The sequence below is a fragment of the Arthrobacter sp. SDTb3-6 genome (assembly GCF_013376095.1).
Lineage (GTDB): Bacteria > Actinomycetota > Actinomycetes > Actinomycetales > Micrococcaceae > Specibacter.
This window is the reverse complement of the sequence record NZ_JAAMFN010000002.1, coordinates 154,468-175,247: the sequence shown is the minus strand read 5'-3', so window position 1 is coordinate 175,247 and position 20,780 is coordinate 154,468. Positions and strand designations below refer to the sequence as shown.

The 20,780-nt window shown below is 70.7% G+C and carries 20 protein-coding genes; 13 read left to right on the top strand and 7 right to left on the bottom strand.

The window, feature by feature from the left end:
- Positions 1 to 66 precede the first annotated feature (66 nt).
- From G6035_RS01815 to G6035_RS01800, 4 genes are read right to left on the bottom strand one after another with little or no spacing between them, the layout of a single operon-like run.
- Positions 67 to 1,782, bottom strand: a complete 1,716-nt coding sequence (locus tag G6035_RS01815) for a putative PEP-binding protein (RefSeq protein ID WP_176615343.1) — start codon at positions 1,780 to 1,782, stop codon at positions 67 to 69.
- Positions 1,783 to 1,801: 19 nt separating this feature from the next.
- Positions 1,802 to 3,835 (bottom strand): fructose-specific PTS transporter subunit EIIC, encoded by a 2,034-nt coding sequence (locus tag G6035_RS01810; RefSeq protein ID WP_176615342.1) that lies wholly within the window; start codon positions 3,833 to 3,835, stop codon positions 1,802 to 1,804.
- Positions 3,832 to 4,800, bottom strand: a complete 969-nt coding sequence (locus G6035_RS01805; protein WP_176615341.1) for a 1-phosphofructokinase family hexose kinase — start codon at positions 4,798 to 4,800, stop codon at positions 3,832 to 3,834. Before G6035_RS01805 ends, G6035_RS01810 begins: the two co-directional genes overlap by 4 nt.
- Positions 4,797 to 5,585 carry a DeoR/GlpR family DNA-binding transcription regulator gene (locus G6035_RS01800; protein ID WP_176615340.1) on the bottom strand — a complete coding sequence of 263 codons (789 nt, stop codon included), beginning with the start codon at positions 5,583 to 5,585 and terminating at the stop codon, positions 4,797 to 4,799. The genes G6035_RS01805 and G6035_RS01800 overlap by 4 nt, the downstream gene beginning before the upstream one ends.
- Positions 5,586 to 5,977: 392 nt before the next feature.
- Here G6035_RS01800 and G6035_RS01795 point away from each other — a divergent pair, with 392 nt between their 5' ends.
- From G6035_RS01795 to G6035_RS01785, 3 genes are all read left to right on the top strand, one after another.
- On the top strand, positions 5,978 to 6,352 hold the full coding sequence (locus G6035_RS01795) for an alpha/beta hydrolase (protein ID WP_371130791.1): 375 nt from the start codon (positions 5,978 to 5,980) through the stop codon (positions 6,350 to 6,352).
- Positions 6,353 to 6,460: 108 nt separating this feature from the next.
- Complete coding sequence (locus G6035_RS01790) at positions 6,461 to 6,907, top strand: DUF2871 domain-containing protein (protein WP_176615339.1); 447 nt, start codon at positions 6,461 to 6,463, stop codon at positions 6,905 to 6,907.
- A 98-nt stretch (positions 6,908 to 7,005) separates the two neighbouring features.
- Positions 7,006 to 7,830: a hypothetical protein gene (locus G6035_RS01785; protein ID WP_256127657.1), complete on the top strand. Its 825-nt coding sequence runs from the start codon at positions 7,006 to 7,008 to the stop codon at positions 7,828 to 7,830.
- Between the two features lie 103 nt (positions 7,831 to 7,933).
- On the opposite strand, the gene G6035_RS01780 is transcribed toward G6035_RS01785, so the two are convergent.
- Entirely contained in the window at positions 7,934 to 9,220 is a 1,287-nt protein-coding gene (locus G6035_RS01780) for a DUF445 domain-containing protein (RefSeq protein ID WP_176615338.1), read from the bottom strand.
- A 22-nt stretch (positions 9,221 to 9,242) separates the two neighbouring features.
- Here G6035_RS01780 and G6035_RS01775 point away from each other — a divergent pair, with 22 nt between their 5' ends.
- The 8 genes from G6035_RS01775 (at position 9,243) to G6035_RS01740 (ending at position 15,520) form a co-directional block, all read left to right on the top strand.
- Positions 9,243 to 10,115, top strand: a complete 873-nt coding sequence (locus G6035_RS01775) for a glycerophosphodiester phosphodiesterase family protein (RefSeq protein WP_176615337.1) — start codon at positions 9,243 to 9,245, stop codon at positions 10,113 to 10,115.
- Positions 10,116 to 10,148: 33 nt separating this feature from the next.
- Positions 10,149 to 12,026 (top strand): glycoside hydrolase family 15 protein, encoded by a 1,878-nt coding sequence (locus tag G6035_RS01770; protein ID WP_256882245.1) that lies wholly within the window; start codon positions 10,149 to 10,151, stop codon positions 12,024 to 12,026.
- Between the two features lie 79 nt (positions 12,027 to 12,105).
- Entirely contained in the window at positions 12,106 to 12,909 is an 804-nt protein-coding gene (locus G6035_RS01765) for an AzlC family ABC transporter permease (protein ID WP_176615335.1), read from the top strand.
- The gene (locus tag G6035_RS01760) at positions 12,906 to 13,217 is read left to right on the top strand and encodes an AzlD domain-containing protein (protein WP_176615334.1); all 312 of its coding nucleotides are present in this window, start codon (positions 12,906 to 12,908) and stop codon (positions 13,215 to 13,217) included. Before G6035_RS01765 ends, G6035_RS01760 begins: the two co-directional genes overlap by 4 nt.
- An 83-nt stretch (positions 13,218 to 13,300) precedes the next feature.
- Complete coding sequence (locus G6035_RS01755) at positions 13,301 to 13,633, top strand: thiamine-binding protein (protein WP_176615333.1); 333 nt, start codon at positions 13,301 to 13,303, stop codon at positions 13,631 to 13,633.
- A gap of 67 nt (positions 13,634 to 13,700) precedes the next feature.
- Positions 13,701 to 14,369: an O-methyltransferase gene (locus G6035_RS01750; protein ID WP_176615332.1), complete on the top strand. Its 669-nt coding sequence runs from the start codon at positions 13,701 to 13,703 to the stop codon at positions 14,367 to 14,369.
- Positions 14,370 to 14,390: 21 nt separating this feature from the next.
- A complete protein-coding gene (locus G6035_RS01745; protein ID WP_176615331.1) occupies positions 14,391 to 14,663 on the top strand; it encodes a hypothetical protein in 273 nt (90 codons plus the stop codon).
- Complete coding sequence (locus tag G6035_RS01740; RefSeq protein ID WP_176615330.1) at positions 14,663 to 15,520, top strand: spermidine synthase; 858 nt, start codon at positions 14,663 to 14,665, stop codon at positions 15,518 to 15,520. Before G6035_RS01745 ends, G6035_RS01740 begins: the two co-directional genes overlap by 1 nt.
- 19 nt (positions 15,521 to 15,539) lie before the next feature.
- On the opposite strand, the gene G6035_RS01735 is transcribed toward G6035_RS01740, so the two are convergent.
- On the bottom strand, positions 15,540 to 16,982 hold the full coding sequence (locus tag G6035_RS01735) for an amino acid permease (RefSeq protein WP_176615329.1): 1,443 nt from the start codon (positions 16,980 to 16,982) through the stop codon (positions 15,540 to 15,542).
- A gap of 230 nt (positions 16,983 to 17,212) precedes the next feature.
- Between G6035_RS01735 and G6035_RS01730 the strand changes: the two genes are divergently transcribed.
- On the top strand, positions 17,213 to 18,025 hold the full coding sequence (locus G6035_RS01730; RefSeq protein ID WP_256127656.1) for an IclR family transcriptional regulator: 813 nt from the start codon (positions 17,213 to 17,215) through the stop codon (positions 18,023 to 18,025).
- A gap of 141 nt (positions 18,026 to 18,166) precedes the next feature.
- Positions 18,167 to 19,738, top strand: coding sequence for a histidine ammonia-lyase (gene hutH / locus G6035_RS01725; RefSeq protein WP_176615328.1), 1,572 nt, complete (start codon positions 18,167 to 18,169; stop codon positions 19,736 to 19,738).
- A gap of 82 nt (positions 19,739 to 19,820) precedes the next feature.
- Here hutH and hutG read toward each other — a convergent pair whose 3' ends face one another.
- Positions 19,821 to 20,780, bottom strand: a complete 960-nt coding sequence (gene hutG, locus G6035_RS01720; RefSeq protein ID WP_176615327.1) for a formimidoylglutamase — start codon at positions 20,778 to 20,780, stop codon at positions 19,821 to 19,823.

The following is a 20,780-nucleotide window of genomic DNA, read 5'->3' as shown; positions in this document are numbered from 1 at the left end:
CCGGGCCTGCCGAAACCGTGGTCCCGACAGACCCGATCAGGGGTGCTCGCGCCCGTTCAGCCGGGTTTACAGGCCCAGTTCCGCCAGGACGGGCAGCCCGGCGCGGACCAGTTCGCGTGCCTCGGCGGCGGAGGAGGCGGCCACGGCCCGGCCCGCCAGTTCCCGGGCCTGCGCCGCGGTTACGGAGCGGAGCACGGCGCTGACGGCGGGGAGGGCGCGGGCCGTCATGGACAGGCTGCTGACGCCCAGGCCGGCCAGGACGACGGCGAGGGCCGGGTCCGCGGCCGACTCGCCGCACACCCCCACCGGCTTGGGCGCCGTCCCCGCGGCCGAGGCCTGGGCCGCGGCGCCGTCAACGGTGGCCTGGACCAGTGCCAGCACGGCTGGCTGCCAGGGGTCGTTGAGTGCGGCCAGCGGGCCCAGCTGCCGGTCGGCGGCCATGGTGTACTGGGTGAGGTCGTTGGTGCCCAGGCTGGCAAATTCGACCCGGTCCAGCAGGTGCCGGGAGGTGAGCGCGGCGGAGGGGACCTCCACCATGACGCCCGGCACCTGAAGCCCGGCATCGGCGCACAGCGCGGCAAAGGCGGCAGCCTCGGCGGCCGTGGCGATCATGGGGGCCATGACCCACACCTTGGCCCCGGAGGCGGCCGCGGCGTCGGCGATGGCGGCCAGCTGCCGGGCCAGCACCCCGGGGGAGGTGGTGTCCGTGCGGTAGCCGCGCACGCCCAGTGCGGGGTTGGGCTCGGAGGAGTCGGTCAGGAAGGGCAGCGGCTTGTCCGCGCCGGCGTCCAGCGTCCTGACCACCACCTTCCTGCCGGGGAAGGCGTCAAACACGCCCTTGTACGCGGCCACCTGTTCGTCGTGGCTGGGCTCGGTGTCGTGGCCCAGGAAGCAAAACTCGGTGCGGAGCAGTCCCACGCCCTGGGCCCCGGCGGCAGCCGCGGCCTGGGCATCCTTGGTGCCGCCCACGTTGGCCAACAGGTCAAGGCGCGTGCCGTCGCCCAGCTGCCCCACGCCGTCGAACGTGTCCAGCAGGGAGGCCTGCTCCCGCCATTTGGCGGCCGCGGCGTGCTCGGCGTCGCCGGGCTCGGAGCTGACCAGGCCCTTGGCCCCGTCAACGTAGACGACCGTGTTCTCGGCCAGTTCCTGCACCCCGGCGGCGGCCACCACGGCTGGCAGCCCCAGGTTGCGGGCAATGATGGCCGTGTGGGACTGGGGCCCGCCGCCGGCCGTGACCAGGGCGATGACCTTGGCCGGGTCCAGGGTGGCGGTGTCCGCGGGGGCCAGGTCCTCCGCCACCAGGATGAACGGTTCCGCGGAGTCCGGGATGACGGGGGCGGGGACGCCGCGCAGGGCGGCGACGATGCGGGAGCGCACGTCCAGGACGTCGTGGGAGCGTTCGGCCATGTAGCCGCCCAGGCCGGTGAGCATGGCCGCGACGTCGTTGCCGGCGTCCCAGATGGCCCGCTGCGCCGAGGAGCCGGCGTTGACCAGCTTCACGGCGGCCTTGAGCAGCATGGGGTCGGCGGCCATCTGCGCGGTGGCCTCCAGCACGGCCTTCCCGTCGCCGGAGGCCCGCGAGGCGCGGTCCGCCAGCTCGGCCTTGACCTGGGCCGCCGCGCCCTTCAGCGCGGCGGCGGCAGCCTCCTCCGGAGTGGTGCCCGACCCGTCGGCGGCGGGCAGCCGTTCCCCGGCGGGCGGCTCGGCCAGGGCCGGCGGCATGAGGCGCACGGGCCCCACCACGCGGCCGGGGGTGACGCCGACTCCAACATAGCTCTGCATGAGTTGCTCCTTCGAGTGGTTAGTAGCTGCCCTGGCGCACAAGCTCCGGTGCGGCCACACTATCAACGGGCTTGCGCACTGCCCAGCGCTTGAGGGCCACCACGGCGAGGGCGGCAACCACCGTGCCGACCAGGATTGAGCCGAAGAACATGCCCACGTTGCCGATGGCGAAGAAGACGAAGATTCCGCCGTGCGGCGCCTGCGAGGTGACGTGGAAGGCCATGGAGAGGGCACCGGTGACGGCACCGCCGAGCATGGTGGCCGGGATGACGCGGAACGGGTCCGCGGCGGCAAACGGGATGGCTCCTTCGGAGATGAACGATGCGCCCAGCAGCCAGGCGGCCTTGCCGTTTTCACGCTCGGCCAGGGAGAAGCGCTTCTTGTCCAGCACCGTGGCCAGGGCCATGGCCAGCGGCGGGACCATGCCGGCGGCCATGACGGCTGCCATGATCTCCCACGGGGCGTGGTTCAGGGCCGAGCCGGCACCCAGTCCGGCGACGGCGAACGCGTAGGCCACCTTGTTGACCGGGCCGCCAAGGTCGAAGCACATCATGAGGCCCAGGATGATTCCCAGCACGACGGCGGACGCGCCGGACATGCCTGTCAGCCAGTGGTTCAGGCCGTTGGAGAGCGCGGCGATGGGGCCGCCGAGGAACAACAGCATGGCTCCGGAGGCGATGATGGAGCCCAGCAGCGGGATGATGACCACGGGCATGAGGCCGCGCAGCCAGCGTGGCACCTGCCAGGTGCCGATCCAGTAGGCGGCGAGGCCGGCCAGCAGGCCGCCCACCAGGCCGCCGAGGAAGCCGGCGCCCATGAACACGGCCACGGCACCGGCGGTGAAGCCTGGTGCGATGCCGGGGCGGTCTGCGATGCCGAACGCGATGTAGCCTGCCAGCGCCGGGACCAGGAAGCCCATGGAGAGCCCGCCGATCTTGAACGCCACGGCACCCAAATACAACAGGAGGTTGCCGCCGTCGGGCAGGTTCAGCAGCGTGTTGTTGGCCAGGATGTGGTCCGCCTGGCCGTTCAGGCCCAGCCCGTAGCCGCCCAGCAGGAAGCCGAGGGCGATCAGCAGCCCGCCGCCGGCCACGAACGGGATCATGTAGCTGACGCCGGTCAGCAGGACCTTCTTGACCTTGGTGCCCAGGTGTTCGCCGGCCACTTCCGCATTGTGCTCGGCTGCCTCTTCGGCGCCAAAGTGCGGCACACGGTGCGCGTGCGGGTCCGTGGCGGCGGCGAGGGCTTCCTGGATCATCTTGGCGGGTTCGTCAATGCCGCGCTTGACCGGGGCGTTGATGACGGGCTTGCCGGCAAAGCGCTCCTTGCCGCGCACGTCCACGTCCACCGCGAAGATCACGGCGTCCGCCGCGGCGATCACGGCCGGGTCCAGCGGGGTCACGGCCCCGGAGCCCTGCGTTTCCACCTGCAGTTCGATGCCGGCCTCCCTGGCCGCCTCGACCAGCGAGTCCGCGGCCATGTAGGTGTGGGCGATGCCCGTGGGGCACGCCGTCACGGCGACGAGGCGCTTGGGTGCCGCGGCGGCCGGTGCCGGGGTGGCGGCGGCAGCTGCGGGGGCCGCCGCCGGGACGTCGGCCGGCTTCTCGGCCAGGGCGCCGTCCACGAGGGCCACAATCTCGGCCGGGGTGGCGGCCGCCCGCAGGGCCGCGGTGAAGTCCTTCTTAATGAGGGAGCGGGCCAGCTTGGACAGCAGCTTGAGGTGTTCGTTGTCCGCGCCGGCGGGGGCGGCGATGAAGAAGACGATGTCCGCCGGGCCGTCCTTGGCGCCGAAGTCCACGGCCGGGGCCAGCCGGGCCATGGCCAGGGTGGCTTCCAGGACGGACTCGGAGCGGCAGTGCGGGATGGCGATGCCGCCGGGCACGCCCGTGGCGGTTTTTTGTTCGCGGGCCAGGGCGTCGGCGTACAGCCCGTCGACTCCGGTGGCCCGGCCGGCGCCGGCCACCATGCCGGCAAGGTTGCGGATCACGGCAGAGGTGTCGGCGCCGAGGTTGGCGTCCAGCACCACCAGGTCGGTGTTGATCAATGTGGTCATGAGAGTTCTCCAAGACGTGCGTCCAGGGCCGTCACGGTGACGGCGTCGGGGTGGGTTTGGTGCAATGCGGGAACCAGGGTTCCGGGGAGGGAAGCAGCGGCCGCCCCATGGGCCACTGCCTGCTGCAGGCATGCTTCGGGGGAGTCCCCGCGCAGCGTGCCCAACAGATATCCGGCGAGGGCGGAATCGCCTGCGCCGACGGTGCTTCGGGCAACGATTGCCGGCCCTGCGGCCAGCCAGCTGCCGGCGGCCGTGACCAGCACGGCCCCCTTTGATCCCAGTGTGGCCAGCACGGCGCCCGTGCCGCGGTCCACGAGGGCTTGCGCGGCGGCGGCCGCCAGGGAGGGATCCTCCTCCAGTGACGGACCGTCGCCAATTCCTGTCAGTTCGGCCAGCTCCTCGGCGTTGGGCTTGAGGAGGTCGGGGGCCGCGGCCACGCTGTCCGCCAGCGGTGCGCCGGAGGAGTCCACCGCGATGCGGGGCGCCGCTGCGCCGTACCGGGCACGGACGGCGGAAATCACCTGGGCGTAAAAACCGCTGGGCGCCCCCGGCGGGAGGGAACCGGCCAGCACCAGCCAGGCGGCGCCGTCGGACTTCTCCACGGCCAGGTCCAGCAGCGAGGCGAGCTGGATGGCGGAGAGCGCCGGGCCCGGCTCATTGACCTTCGTGGTGGTGCCGTCGGGCTCGGTGACGGCCACGTTGCTGCGCAGCGGCGCACCGATGGGCAGCGACAAGTGCGGGATGTCCTCCCGCAGCAGGGCCAGCACCACGTCATCGCTCGCGTCCCCCGGCAGCAGGGCCAGGGAGTCGGCACCGGAGACGGTCAGGGCGCGGACAATGTTCACGCCCTTGCCGCCCGGGTGCGATGAGGCGGCAACGGCACGCTGCACCTCGCCGCGCTCGAGCCGGCCGGAAAGTTCGATGGTGCGGTCCAGGCTGGGGTTGGGGGTCAGGGTGAGAATCATGCCACGACCACCTCGACGCCGGCGGCTTCCAGTGCCGCGGCGAGATCGGGGGCGGGGGCTGCTGTGGTGATCAGGGTGTCGACCTCTTCAAGGGTGGCAAAGCGGACAAGGGTTTCGGCGCCGAGCTTGGACGCGTCGGCGAGAATGACAATTTGGCGCGCGGCCCGGACCATGGCTGTCTTCGTGGCGGCCTCGACGGGGTCCGGCGTGCTCAGGCCAAAGTCGGCGTGGACGCCGTTGGCGCCGAGGAACGCGATGTCGGGGCGGAGGGCGCCGAGCTGTTCGGTGGCACGCGCCCCGACCACGGCGCTGGTCAGCCCGCGGACGCGGCCGCCGAGGATGTCCAGCAGCAGGTGGCTGTTGTTGCCCAGCGTGGTGGCGATGGGCAACGAGTTGGTGATGGCCAGGAGTTCGTCGCCGCTGTTGGCGGGGGTCCAGCCGGCGAGCTTGTCGGCCAGGGCTGCCGTGGTGCTGCCGGAATCCAGCAGGATGGACACGGTCTCCGCGTGGGGGATCAGGGCCAGGGCGGCGTCCGCGATCCGCTGCTTTTCATCCAGCCGCCGGCTTTGGCGCTCGGTGAGGCTGGATTCGGAGCGGCTGAGCCGGTCCAGGGCCACGGCGCCGCCGTGCACGCGCCGCAGGATGCGGCCGTCCTCGAGGGTGGCCAGGTCGCGGCGGACGGTTTCCTGGGTGATGGAAAAAAGTCCGGCCAGCTCGTTGACGCCGACGCGGCCCTGCTCGTCGACAAGTTCGGCGATGCGCTGGTGCCGTTCTTCTGCAAACATGGCGCTCCTTCTTCCCTTCCCTGTCACGTGACGGGCATCACGTGATGTTGTTTCAGATCACTTTATCTGCGTTCATCTTTGTTTGTCAACATGAAACCACATAAACACAGATTCGGGTTTCTCGGGGCCGTTTCCGCCGAGGAAGGGGCCAACCGGTGAGGAAGGTGTGAAGCAACCCCTTTCTCGCGGGTTGTCCCCTGCTTCGCGGATCCGGCTGCTGGAGCGGGCAGCCGGGAGGCGCAGTGCGTAGGCTGGCCCCATGAAAGACGGCGCCTGCCCGTCCCGGCCGGAAACCGCCTGGTCGCGGCCGGAAGCGGAGCGCGGCGGCACGCCGTTGCTGCTCATGCTCCAGGGCTGCGGTTCCAGCGAGGCCCGCATGGCTGCGCTCTTCAATGCCATGCCCCCACGGCTTCAGTTCCGTCTCCCTCCTGGGCTTTTCGCAGGGCATGGCCATGGCCACCACGCTGATGCGGCCTGCCGCGTTCGCGGCCGGCGTGGGGCTTTCCGGCTTTGTGCTGCACAACGAACTGCTCGGCGCGCTGGAACCGCTCGAGCCGAAGGTCCCGTTTTACTGGGCCAGGGACACGGCGGAGCTGGTCATCAACCCCGACGCCACGGCGTTCACGGCAGAATGGCTGGCCGCCAACACGGAGCTTTCCCAGGCGCACTATCCCGGCCTGGGCCACAACACCGGCCCCGTGGAACTCCGCGATGCCGCCGCGTTCCTGGCCGGCCTCGTCCCCGGCCCGTTCGTGCCCCGCGGGTAGGGTGTGCGGCACGGCGGCTCAACCAAAAGGTGGATGGCCGGCGTCGGGCGCGTTCCTAAGGCTGGAAGCAAAGGCCCGACCAGGGGCCCTCCAGCAAAGGACACCCCCATGAAGAAGCTCTTTTACGCATCGTTCGCCGACCTGGTCCCCGGCATGCTCTCCGGCCTGTTTTACCGCGAATTCTCCATGGGGAAGGACGTCACCGGCTTCACGCAGCTTTCCGTGGTCCACACCCACCTGCCCACGCTTGGCTTCATCGTGCTGCTGGCAGTGCTCATCCTGGAGAAGCTGTTCACGCCGTCCGGATCGCACCTGTTCAGCTGGTTCTTCGCCACCTACAACGCCGGGCCCGTGCTGACCTGTGCCATGCCGCTGGTCCACGGCATGCTCCAGGTCGACGGCGCCGCAACCGTCTCCGCCGCCATCGCGGGCACCGCGTGCCTGGGTCACATCCTGCCCACCGCCATGGTGCTGCTGTTCCCGGCCCTGCGCAGCCGCCTGTCCGGTGCCACCGTGAAGCACGACGCCGGAACCCCCGCCGCGCTCGCAGGCTGAGTCCCGAGGGGGCGGCCGGGGCGGCGGTCCGGCCCGTTCCCGACGTCCGCCAAGCAAGGGCGGCTACGCTGGGAACACGTCAACAGTCAGGGGAACCCATGGCACGCAAGGATCTGGAAAGCGCCGGAAGGGGCAGCTCCGACGGGAAGCCGAATCCCGCCGTCGGGCTGGCCGCGGCGGCCGCCTTTGATGCAAAGGGCAGGCCGCGCCCGGCCGTGCACGGGATGCTGTTAAAGGCCGTCGAGGTCCAGCGGCCGCTCGTGCTGGCCAACCTGCGGCGGCTGCACGCCAGGCACCCGGACGCCACGGCCCATGAGCTCAGCCAGCGGCTCGGGCGGGAGTTTCTCAACGGGGTCGGCGCGGGCGGCGCGGCCATCGGCGCCACGGCCATCATCCCCGGCGTGGGCACCGTGGCGGCGCTGTCCATCTCCGCCGCGGCCACCGTGGTGTTCCTGGAGGCAACCGCCCTGTATGCCCAGTCCGTGGCCGAACTCCACGGGGTCCGGCTCGCCGACCCAGAACGGGCGCAACTGACCGTCATGGCGATCATCCTCGGCGACGAGGGCACGGCCCTGCTCTCCGGGCTGACCGGCCACGCCCTCGGCAACGGCAAGACGCCCATGCAGGCGTGGGGCAGGGCGGTCAGCAAGTCCATGCCGCTCTCCGCCGTCAAGGGGGTCATCGCCTCGATGCAGAAGAAGTTCCTGAAGAAGGTCGCGGTCAGGGGCGGCGCGTCCGTGGTGGGCAAGGCCCTGCCGTTTGGCATCGGCGCCGCCGTGGGCGGGGCGGGCAACTACATGATGGGCCGGGCCGTCATCCGGTCCACGGAGCGCGCGTTCGGCCCCGCCCCGCTGGAAATCCCGGCAGGGCTGCTGGCCGAGCTCGACACCGGCAGGCCGCGGAAGGCCCTGCGCCGGCGCTGACCCGCGTGCCGCAGCCGGCCTGTCCCGGCAACCAGGTCGCAGTAAATGCGGCGGAAAACGGTTGCACTGGCCCGAATTCTGTAACTACTGCGACCCAGTTGGATCAGCGGAAAACCAGGGTCGCGACGGTGAAGATGGCCAGGCCCGCGAGGGAGCCCACCACGGTGCCGTTGATGCGGATGAACTGCAGGTCCTTGCCCACCTGCAGCTCGATTTTCTCGCTGGTTTCCACCGCGTCCCAGCGCTCCACGGTGTCCGTGATGATGGAGGCGATCTCGTGCTTGTAGGTGCGCACCAGGTAGGAGGCGGCGTCGGAAATCCACGCGTTGGCCTTGCCGGCCAGTTCCTCGTCGGTGGCCAGGCGGGTGCCGAACTCCTGCACGGCCGCGGTGAACTTCAACCGCAGCTCCGACGCCGGATCCTCGACGGCGTCAAACAGGGCCGTCTTGATGGTCTCCCACGTGCGCCCGGCGAGGTCGCGGACCTCGGGATCGCCCAGCACCTGCGCCTTGATGTTTTCGGCCCGGGCGATCATGGCCGGATCGTGCTGGAGTTCCTGCGCGAGCTCGGCCAGGTACTTGTCCAGCTGGACGCGCAGGTCGTGGTGGGGGTCATGCTGGACGGCCCGGGCAAACTTGTACAGCTCGGTGTAGATCTTGTCGCCCACCAGCCCGTCCACGAACTGCGGCACCCAGCTGGGGGACCGGTCGGAGACCAGTCCGGCGATGGTGTCGTGGTTGGCCTGGATCCACAGGGTGGAGCGGTCCACGAGCAGGTCCACGAGGGCGTGGTGGTGGCCGTCGGCGAAGACCCGCTCGGCGACCTTCCCGATGGGCGGGCCCCACGGCGGGTCGACCAGGTGCTTGCGGACCATGGATTCGATGATGTCGCGGACGTCGTCGTCCTTCAGGACGGCCATGGCGCCGCGCATCGCGGCCGCCCCCTCGGTGGCCACGCGCTGGGCGCTGGCGGGACGGGACAGCCAGGCGCCCGCCTTCTGGGCAATCTGCGTCTTGGCCAGCTTCTCCGCCACGACGGATTCGGAGAGGAAGTTTGTCTCCACGAATTCGCCCAGCGACGCGCCGATCTCATCCTTGCGGTTGGGGATGATGGCCGTGTGCGGGATCTTCAGGCCCATGGGGTACTTGAACAGCGCGGTGACGGCAAACCAGTCGGCCAGGGCGCCCACCATGCCGCCCTCGGTGGCCGCCTGCACATACGCCAGCCACGGGTAGTCGCGCCGGAAGGCGAAGGCCAGGCAAAAGACCACGGCCATGGCGACCAGCAGCCCCAGGGCAATGTTCTTCATCCGGCGCAGCGCGGCGGCCTTGACTGCGTCGGGGTCCGGAACCGGCGACGGGAGCGTGCCGGGCTGTTGTGTTTGCGCCATGCTGCAAGCGTAGCGTGATGCCATGGACGTGAAGATATTTGCCCACCGCGGAGCCAGCAGCACCTATGCCGAACACACCCGCGCCGCCTACCTCCAGGCCCTGGCCGACGGCGCCGACGGGGTGGAGTGCGATCTCCACCTCACCGCCGACGGCGCCTTGGTGCTGATCCACGACGACGATCTGGACCGCACCTCCAACGGCACCGGCCCCGTGGCGGACCGCACGCTGGCGGAGTTGCGCGAACTGGACTTTGCCTCCTGGAAGGGCGCCACCATCCCGCCCGAATACGGTGGCACCGCCGGGCAGCTGCTGACGCTGGACGAGCTGCTGGACATCCTGGCGGGCGCCGGCCGGGCGGTGCGGCTGGCCATAGAGTTCAAGTACGGGGCGTTCTTTGACGCCGGCCTGGTGGACGCCGCCCTGGACCGGCTGGCGGCCCGCGGCTGGAACGCCACGGATTCCGTGGCCGGCAACGTGGAGGTGTCCTTCATGAGCTTTCATCCCGAGGCCGTGAAGTACCTGGCCGAACGGGTCCCGGCGGCGCAGCTGTGCCAGCTGCTGGAGGAAGTGGAGGTGGCTGAGCTGCGCGAGGAGCTCGACGTCGGCCCCATCGCCGGGCACACCCTGGCCTTCATCCTGGGCCGTGCCCAGGCGGCGGGCGAGGGCCTGCTGGACGACGGCACGGCCGGGCTGGCCGGGCCCGGCGTGGACTACCTGCGCGCCAACCCGGAAAACGCGGCCCGCTGGCTGGCCGCGGGACGGACCCTGCGCGTGTGGACCGTGGACTCCGCCGAGGACCTCCGGCTGTGCCTGGCAGCCGGCGTGGCCGAGGTGACCACCAACCGTCCGGCCGAAATGAGGGCCATGCTGGGGCGGGCGGTCGAGACCGCCTGAGCCGGGGCAGGCGCCCTGTTTGAACCGGGCCGCGTGTGGTTGCATGGACACATGGCCTCACGGATTGAAGACTACGCATTGCTTTCCGATCTCCACACCGGCGCCCTGGTGGGAAGGGACGGCAGCCTGGACTGGCTGTGCTTTCCGCGCTTTGACTCCCCGGCGGTGTTCACGGCCCTGCTGGGGGATGAAAAAAACGGCCGCTGGCGGCTGGCCCCCACGAAGGGCAGGGTGGTCTCGCGCCACTATGTGGAGAACACCTTTGTGCTGGAAACGCTGTGGGAAAGCGCCACCGGCACCGCCGTGGTCACCGAATTCATGCCGATCGGGGACCGCCGCGCCTCCGTGGTGCGCCGGATCGACGGCATCACCGGGACCGTGGAATTCACCCAGGAGATCACCATCCGCCCGGGCTACGGCAAGGTGTTGCCCTGGGTGCGGCGCGTCCACCATGCCGCGGGCCGCTCCGTCATCGTTGCCGTGGCCGGACCGGACGCACTGCTGCTGCGCGGCCAGGAGCTGCCGCGCGCCGTCGACCACAAGCACGGCGGCAATTTCACGGTGGTTGCCGGCGAACGGGTGGAGCAGGAACTGGTCTGGTACCCCTCCCACCGGACCGTCCCGCGTGACATCAACCTGGACTCCGCCCTGGCCTCGACGCTTGACTACTGGAACGACTGGGCGGCCAAGTACAACCAGGACGGCAAGTATGCCCACCTCGTGAAACGTTCCATGCTGGTGCTGCGGGCACTGACACACGAGGACACAGGCGGGATTGTGGCGGCCCCCACCACCTCGCTTCCTGAGGACTTTGGCGGGCCCCGCAACTGGGACTACCGTTTTTGCTGGTTGCGCGACGCCGCCCTGACGCTGGAGGCCATGCTCACGCACGGCTACGAAAAAGTGGCCCTGAAGTGGCGCGACTGGCTGCTGCGCGCCGTGGCCGGGGACCCCGAGGACCTGCAGATCATGTACGGGGTGGGAGGGGAACGTGACTTGCCCGAGGCGGTCCTGGACCACCTGCCCGGCTACGAGGGCGCCGGCCCCGTCCGCATTGGCAACGGGGCCGTGGGGCAGTACCAGGCCGACGTCGTCGGTGAAGTCCTGGTGGCGCTGGAGAAGCTGCGGCGGGCCGGCGGCGAGGAGGACCACTTCTCCTGGCCCCTGCAACTGGCCATGCTGAAGTTTGTGGAGCGGCACCTGGCCGACAAGGACCATGGCATCTGGGAGATGCGCGGAGACCTCCAGCACTTCACCCATTCACGGGTCATGATGTGGGCGGCGTTTGACTGCGGCGTCCGCGCCGTCCGGGACCACGGGCTGACGGGGCCCGTGGAGCGGTGGGAGGAACTCTGCGGGCAGCTGCGGGCCGAAATCATGGAAAACGGCTTCAACGCCGAACTCAACAGCTTTACCCAGACCTACGGCGGCACGGCCACCGACGCCTCGCTGCTGGTCATTCCGCAGGTGGGGTTTGTGGCCTACGATTCGCCGGAGATGCTCGGCACCGTGGCGGCGTTGGAGAAGGAGCTCGTGGACAGCCACGGGATGATCCTGCGCTACGAGACGAAGTTTGGGCTGGACGGACTGGCCCCGGGGGAGCACCCCTTCCTGGCCTGCTCGTTCTGGCTCGTGGAACAGTATGCACACTCCGGCCGGAACGACGACGCCGTGGCCCTCATGGACAAGCTCGTGGGCCTGGCCAACGAGGTGGGCCTGTTGAGCGAGGAGTACTCGGTGGAGGACGGACGGATGGCCGGGAACTTCCCCCAGGCCTTCTCCCACCTGGCGCTGGTGCGGGCGGCCGATGCGCTGCACGGCACCGAGCAGCTGAGCATGGCGTCCGATGGCGGCGACGGCGCGCGGGAATCGGGCCGCCCGGCGCCGGCGCGGCAGGAGACGGCGTCCTGACGTGTAACCATGGAACGGTGAAAAAAAGAATTGTTGGGCGCCCTGCCGCCGGGCACAGGGCCCCGGGCGTCCGCCGGCCATGAGGCTCAGGGACTCACCCGCCGCGAAGATCGGCGCGTCCATTGCCATCGCCACGGGGCTGTACGGCATCTCCTTCGGGGCATTGTCGGTGGCGTCGGGGCTGGACTTTTGGCAGACCATGGCGCTGAGCCTGCTGCTGTTCAGCGGCGGCTCGCAGTTTGCCTTCATCGGGGTCGTGGCCGGCGGCGGCACGGGCCTTGCGGCCATGAGCGCCTCCGCGCTGCTGGGCATCCGCAACGGCGTGTACGGCATGCAGCTGAACGCGCTGATGCGCCCCACCGGGTGGCGCCGCTTTGCCGCCGCCCAGGTCACGATCGACGAATCCACGGCCACCGCCACCGGCCAAAGTGATCCGGCGGAGCAAAGGCGCGGCTTCTGGGTGGCCGGTCTGGGCATATACCTGCTATGGAATGTCTTTACGGCCGCGGGCGCCTTCCTGGGCGACGCCCTCGGCGACCCTAAGCAGTGGGGCCTGGACGGGGCCGCCGTGGCGGCGTTCCTGGGCCTGCTGTGGCCGCGGATCCGCGCGTTCCAGCCGGCGGCGATCGCGGCGGTCTGCGCCGTGGTGACGCTGCTGGCCGTGCCGTTTGTTGCCCCGGGCGTGCCGATCCTGGTCGCGGCGCTGGTGGCCGGGCTGATCGGCTGGTTCCGGCGCGGGGGCACCCCCGGCCATGCCCCAGGGCATGTTGGCGACGGCATGGAACCGGACATTGAGCCGTACCGGCACGCCGCGAACCGTGGTGGCGAAAGCGATGGGCTCGCGGCCGGCAAACCGGCCGGCGGGGCAGGGGGTGCGCAGTGAACCTGTGGCTGTGGCTGCTGGTGGCCGTTGTCCTGGCCTATGCCACCAAGCTCCTGGGCTACCTGGTGCCGGCCAAGGTGCTGGCCAACCCCCGGATGTCGCGCGTGGCGGGGACCCTGACCATCGGGCTGCTGGCGTCGCTGACCGTGGTCAACGCGGCGGCGAGCGGGACCGCCGTCGTCCTGGATGCGCGCGCGGGGGCGCTGGTGGCGGCGGCCGTGGCGCTGTGGCTCAAGGCGCCGTTCCTCGTGGTGGTGATCGTCGGCGGCCTGGCCGCCGCCGGGCTGCGGCTGCTCGGCTGGCCCTGAGGCAGGGCCCGGCCCTGGGACACGGGCGCCGGATGCCGGCCGGGGCAATAATGGAGGGAACACCCAATGTTGAGGAGAAACCCATGATCGTGGCATTTTCAGTGGCACCCAGCGGCACGCCAGGGGACACGCCGGCCGGCACGGGCGATGACGCCTCGGTCCACACGGCCGTGGCCGCCGCCGTCAAGGTGGTGCGTGAGTCCGGCCTGCCCAACCGCACCAGTTCGATGTTCACCGAGATCGAAGGGGAGTGGGACGAGGTCATGGACGTGGTCAAGCGCGCCACCGAGGCGGCGGGCCGCTTCGGCAGCCGCGTGTCCCTGGTGCTGAAGGCGGACATCCGCCCCGGCCACACGGGCGAGCTCACCGGCAAGGTGGCGCGGCTGGAAAACGCGCTGGGATCGCTGCGGGGCTAGCCGGCGCAGACCGTCCCGCAGCGGCCGGGACCTGTCCGAACGGCGCCCGGGGGCCTACGCTGGGACCATGGTTGAGCATCAGCGCGGCCCCGGCTGGGCCGAGGTCGAGGAATACCTGTCCACCACGCTCGTGCGGGGCGGCGAAGGCATGGAGGCGGTGATTTCCAGCATCGACGCCGCCGGCATGCCCCGGATCGAGGTGGCGCCCACGGCCGGGAAGCTGCTCATGCTGCTGGCCCGGATCCAGGGCGCCCGGCGCGTGCTGGAGATCGGCACGCTGGCCGGGTTCAGCACCATCTGGCTGGCCCGCGGGCTGCCCGCCGACGGCCACGTCACCACCTGCGAGTTCCTGCCCGGGCACGCCGCCGTGGCCCGCAAAAACCTCGACGCCGCCGGGGTGGGCGCCATGGTGGACATCCGGGTGGGCCCGGCGCTGGAGACCCTGCCCACGCTGGCGGGCGGGGAGCCGTACGATTTTGTGTTCATCGACGCGGACAAGGGCAACGACACGGCGTATTTGCAATGGGCGCTGAAGCTGACCCGCCCCGGCAGCGTCATCGTCATGGACAACGTCGTCTGGGAGGGCACCATCCTGGACCCCGGCGATGACCCGGACGCCGCCGCCATCCGCGCCGCGCTCGACTTCATGGGCGCCAACGCGTCCCTGGAGGCCACCGCCATCCAGACCGCGGGCTCGAAGGGCTGGGACGGCTTCGCGATTGCCGTGGTGAAGTAGCCGCTGCACTACGCTGGCAGAATGAGCATCGAGCTGCGCCCCGCCACCACCGACGATGCCGAAGCTGCCATGCGCCTGCACCTGCGCTGCCACGAGGAGGCGTACGGCCGGCGCCTGCCGCCGGAGTTCTTTGCCCGGCGCCGCCAGACGCTGCCCGGGCGCGTGGACAACCTCCGCAAGGCGATCGCGGAGGGACGCGCCCCCGTGCTGGCGTACGACGCCCGCGACGTGTTGGGTGCCGACTGGCACCACCTCTCCGAGATCCGCATGGTCCGGCCCGCGGTGGAGGGCTGATGGGCCGCAAGCGCGCCCCGCGCACTGCAACGGCCCCCGTGGATGCCTCCCTGGCCGGGCCCGTTGCGGGCCTGCATGCCACCGACACCGGTACGGCGGAGCTGGTCCCTGACGGCGACAACCCCCACGGCTGGCTGCTGATGCTCAACGGCGTGCAAAGCTCGCACGTGGACCTGGCGGACCCGCTGCGCCTGGAATTTGAGTACATGCGCTGGATCATGGCGTTGGTCCAGGACCGCTGGCCCCCGGAGGCGAAGCTGCGGACGCTGAGCCTTGGCGGCGCGGCCTGCTCCATGCCCCGCTTCCTGGTGGCCGCCTACCCGGGCTCCCGCAATGTGGTGGTGGAGATTGACGGGAAGCTGGCCGCCCTGGTCCGCGACTGGTTTGGGCTGCCCCGGGCACCGCTGTTGAAGATCCGGGTGGGCGAGGCCCGGCAGGTCACCGAATCCTTGACGGCCGGCAGCCGGGACCTCATCATCCGGGACGTGTTTGCCGGAGCCACAACACCGCACGCCCTGACCACCGCCGAGTTCACCGCCGCAGCGAAAAACGTGCTTAGCCCCGGTGGCGTCTACGTGGTCAACTGCGGGGACTCGCCGGCGCTCGCCACGGCCCGGCGCGAGGCTGCCACGATTGCGGCCGCCTTTGCCCACACGGCGATCATCGCGGACCCGCCCATGCTCAAGGGCCGCCGCTCCGGCAACATCATCATCGCCGGCAGCGACGCACCCCTGGGCGGCGGTGCCGGCCTGCCCCGGGCCCTGCTGCGCGGCGCCATGCCCGCCCGGCTCTGGGACGACGCCCAGGTGCGCCAATTCGGCCACAGCTCCGTGGTCCTCACCGACGCCGCCGGGTGACGCGGACCAGGCCCTGCCGTTAGCGGTACGCGGCAGTGCCCGCGTCCAGGCCGGCCACGGCGGCGGGCGCGGTTTCGTCGGGAAGGAGGGTCCGGCGTCGTCCGTCGCCGCGGACCCACAGGCGGAACGCCAGGACCAGCACGGCCAGCCAGGCCCCGCCCACCCACAGGGCCACGCGGGTGTCCGGGAAAGCGCCCAGCACCACCACGATCGCTGCCATGAACACGATGGTCAGGGCGGAGGCGAGGGGCCAGAGCGGAACCGGGAAGGCGGAGGGGGCCAGGGAGTCGCGGGCGATTTCGCGCTTCATCGCCACGTGCGACGCCAGGATCATGACCCACACCCAGACGGTGGCAAAGGTGGCGATCGAGGCGATGACCACGAACACCTCCTGCGGGATGACGGCGTTGAGCACCACGCCCACCAGCAGCACGCCGGTCATCATCACCACGGTCATCCACGGCACGCCCGTGCGTGAAATCCGCCCGAAGACGGCCGGTGCGTGGCCCTGGCGGGACAGGCCGAAGAGGATGCGGCCGGCGCCAAAGATGTCGCTGTTGACGGCGGAGAGGGCGGCGGTGATGACCACGCCGTTCAGGATGTTGCCGGCCGCCGGGATGCCCAGGGAGGAGAAGATCTGCACGAACGGGCTGGTCTCGCCCGTGATGCGGTCCCATGGGAACAGGCTCATGAGCACGCCGATGGTCAGCACGTAGAACAGCAGCACGCGCACCGGGACGGTGTTCACGGCCGACGGGATGGACCTAACCGGGTCCGCCGCCTCGCCGGCTGTCACCCCGATCGTCTCGATCCCGCCGAAGGCAAACATGACGACGGCGAACGCGGCCATGAGCCCGCCCCAGCCGTGCGGCAGAAAACCGCCGTGCGCCACCAGGTTCCCCAGGCCCGGGGCGGACTGCGCGGCCTCGACGTGGAAGCCAAAGACGATGATGGCGGCGCCGCCGGCGATCATGGCGATGATCGCCGCCACCTTGATCAGCGAGAACCAAAATTCCAGTTCGCCGAACACCTTCACGCTGAGCAGGTTCAAGGCGGCCAGGAAGAAGATGATGGCCAGCACCCAGATCCAGCGGGGCACCCCGTGGAACCAGAATCCCATGTAGATGCTGAACGCGGTGACATCGGCAATGGCGACAATGGCCATTTCAAACACGTACGTCCAGCCGGTGATGAACCCGGCCAGGGGCCCCAGGTACCGGCCGGCGTACTGGCCAAAGGAGCCGGAGACCGGATGGCGCACGGCCATCTCGCCCAGGGCCCGCATCACCATGAAAACGGCCGCCCCGGCGACGATGTAGGCCAGCAGCACGGCCGGTCCGGCCTTTTGGATCGCGGAGGCGGAGCCGTAAAAGAGGCCCGTTCCGATGGCCGAGCCGAGTGCCATGAAGCGGATGTGGCGGGCGTTGAGCCCGCGGGTCAGCGAGAAGCCTGCGCTTTGCATGCAAAAACCTTTGGTGTGGGGGCCTGGCGGTCCAGGAGTGGCCTCCAGCACATCACGCCGCGAGCCGCCGTGACGCGCCTCACCAGGTGTTGCTGTCTCGGATTGGAGACCGCCCGCAAAAAGCCGGTAATCTGGGATTAGAGACTCGAATGTTCCACAGCGGCCCCGCTGCGCCGGCCGGATCGGCCAGTGTAGAGGAAGCAATGGACGCAGATCGCCGGCGAGGAACCATGACAGATGCAATGCAGGCCCCGCCCACCAGGCGGTCCCCCTCCAAGGTTCCCGCGGCGGACAACACGCTGCGCATCCTCAAGCTGCTCTCCGCCAAACGCGGGCCGCTGGCCGCATCCACCATCGCCACCACCCTGGACCTGCCGCGCTCCAGCGTGTACCACCTGTTGGGGGTCATGGAGGCCTCCGGCTTTGTCATGCACCTGCCGGAGGAACAGCGCTACGGCCTGGGCATTGCCGCCTTCGAGCTCAGCAGCGCCTACTCGCGGCAGGAGCCGCTGTCCCGGCTGGGCCGGCCGCTGCTGGCCGCGCTCGTTGACCGGATAGGCGAGAGCGCCCACCTGGCCGTGCTGCACGGGCGCGACGTGCTGTACATCGTGGAGGAGCGGGCCAAGCACCGCCCGTCCCTCGTGACCGACGTCGGCGTCCGCCTCCCCAGCCACCTCACCGCCAGCGGCCGCGCCATTTTGGCGGCGCTGCCCAAGTCGCAGGTCCGGGCCCTGTACCCCAACGCCGCCGCGTTCACCTCGCGCACCGAGGTCCCGGACCCCATCGGCAAGTACTCCACCCTCTCCGCCCACCTGGAGCAGGTCCGCCAGCGCGGCTACTCGACGGAAAACGGCGAGATCACCGAGGGCTTCGGCTCCGTCGCCGCGGCCGTGACGGACCACGTGGGCTGGCCCGTGGCGGCCGTGGCCGTGACGTTCCTGGCCGAGAAGGTGCCGCCGGGGGAGTGGCCGGCCCTGGCCCGGCGTGTCACCAAGGTTGCCGGCGAACTGTCCGTGCGGATCTACGGCCGCCGCGAAGGCTGAACCGGGCGCCGCAGCCGGCCCGCGCCGGGGCCCCGGCCGACTGTCTGGAATCCCGGACACTGCGGCGGCCGGGGGCCGGATTTCCCTGCCGTTAAGCGGAATAGTGGAAAGCGAGACCACTGCACAGCAAAGGAACCCGCCATGAGCACCGCCGTATTGAACCAAGAAGTACTCCTCTCCTCCTCGGGGGTAAAACCCGAAGACGTCATCGCCGTGGCCCGCCACAATGCCAAGGTGGTGCTCAGCGCGGAGGCGCTGGCCGGCGTCGAACGCGTGCGCGAACACATTGAAAAGCTGGCGCACTCCGACATCCCGGCCTACGGCATCTCCACGGGCTTCGGCGCCCTGGCGAACCGGCACATCCACGAGGACATGCGCACGCAGCTGCAGAAGTCGCTCATCCGCTCGCACTCCGCCGGCATGGGCCCGGCCGTGGAGCGCGAGGTGGTGCGCGCCCTGATGTTCCTGCGCGCCAAGACCCTGGCGAGCGGGCGGACCGGCGTGCGCCCCGTCGTCGTGCAGACCATGGTGGACGTGCTCAACGCCGGCATCACCCCCGTGGTGCGCGAATTCGGCTCGCTCGGCTGCTCCGGCGACCTTGCGCCCCTCTCGCACTGCGCACTCGTGCTCATGGGCGAGGGCGAGGCGGCGGGCCCGGACGGCACCGTCCGCCCCGTGCCCGAACTGCTCGCCGAGGCCGGCATCACGCCCATTGAGCTCGCCGAGAAGGAGGGCCTGGCGTTGGTCAACGGCACCGACGGCATGCTCGGGATGCTGCTCATGGCCATCGCAGACCTTCGTCTTTTGCTGACGACGGCGGACATTACCGCGGCGCTGAGCGTGGAGGGCCTGCTGGGCACCGACCAGGTGTTCCTGCCCGAACTGCACATGGAGCTGCGCCCGCACCCGGGCCAGGCCCTCAGCGCCGACAACATGCTGCGCGTGCTCGCCAACTCGCCCATTGTGGCCTCGCACCGGGTGGGGGATTCCCGCGTCCAGGACGCCTACTCGCTGCGTTGCGCCCCGCAGGTGGCCGGCGCCGCGCGCGACACCGTGGACCACGCGCTGATGGTGGCCACCCGCGAGCTGGCCGCCGCCATTGACAACCCCGTGGTGCTGCCCGACGGCCGCGTCTCCTCCAACGGCAACTTCCACGGCGCCCCCGTGGCGTACGTGCTGGACTTTTTGGCCATCGTGTCCGCCGACGTCGCCTCCATCGCCGAACGCCGCACCGACAGGATGCTCGACCCCGCCCGCAGCCACGGCCTGCCCGCCTTTCTGGCCGGCGACCCGGGCGTGGACTCCGGCCTCATGATCGCCCAGTACACGCAGGCCGGGCTCGTCTCCGACTCCAAGCGGCTGGCCGTGCCCGCCTCCGTGGACTCCATCCCCAGCTCCGCCATGCAGGAGGACCACGTGTCCATGGGCTGGCACGCCGCCCGCAAGCTGCGCCGCTCCGTGGAAAACCTGCGCCGCGTCCTCGCCATCGAGCTGGTCACGGCCACCCGCGCCATTGACATGCGCACGTCCCTGTCCGACGGCGCACTGGTCCCCGGCCCGGCCGGCGCCGCCGTGCTTGAGCTGCTCCGCGCCACGGTCCCGGGTCCCGGCAGCGACCGCTTCCTCTCGCCGGAACTTGAGGAGGCCGACCGCCTCGTGGGCTCCGGCGCCATCCGCGCGGCGGCGGAGAAGGCCACCGGCCCGCTGAACTGACGGTCCCGCCGCCGGGCGTGGCAGCCCGGCGGCGCCCGGCGGTGGCCGAGTGTGGCGAGACCCGCGGCCCGGCTGCCGGAACCTACCGCAGCAGCGTGTCGATGAGCCGGGCGGCGACCTTGGCCGTGCGGTTGTCGATGTCGAACTCCGGGTTCAGCTCGGCGACGTCGAAGTGGAACAGCGTGCCGCTCGCCGCCACCTGCCGGCACACGCCCGCGATGACCGGCAGCGGCACGCCGTACGCGGCCGGGGCGCTGACGCCGGGCGCCACGGCGGCGGGCAGCACATCCAGGTCGATCGTCAGGTAGACGACGTCCACCGTCTCCAGGAAGGCGGAGACAAACGCCGCCGTGCGCTCCGCCGAGCAGTCCTCATCCAGCAGGTACTTCACGTCCAGCTGGTGCGCCGTGTCAAAGAGGGTGCGGGTGTTGTTCGGCTCACTGATGCCGACGACGGCGTAGTTGAGTTCGCGCCCCGCGGCGGCTTCCGCGCGGGCCATCTGCAGGAACGGTGTTCCGGAGCTGGGCACGGGGGCCTCGCGCAGGTCAAAGTGGGCGTCCAGGTTCAGCACGCCCAGCCGGGCGCCGTTCGACACGGCCGCGGTGCCCGCAACGCCCAGGTAGCTGGCAAATGCGGTCTCGTGCCCGCCGCCCAGGACAAAGGTGAGCTGTCCGGCGTCGAGCATGGCCGTGAGGGCGCGGCCGGCGCGCGCCTGGCCGTCCTCCAGCGCCCCGCCGGCCACCACCACGTCGCCCACGTCCGTGACCGCGCGGGAGCCATGGAAGGCCAGCGAGCCGAGTGCGGCGCGGATCGCGGCCGGGGCTGCCGTGGCACCGGTGCGCCCCTTGTTGCGCCGCACGCCTTCGTCGGAGCAGAAGCCCAGCAGTGCGGCGGGGCCGGCGGCTGCCGCGGAGGAGTCCGGCACGGCCGTCGGCGGAGTGGCCACCGCCTGCCACCAGCGCCGGTGGGCCGGTCCGTCGCCGTCGTCCCTTCCGGACCACGGTGCAGGGGCAGTGTCAACGGTGAGGGAAGTGAAGTCCAT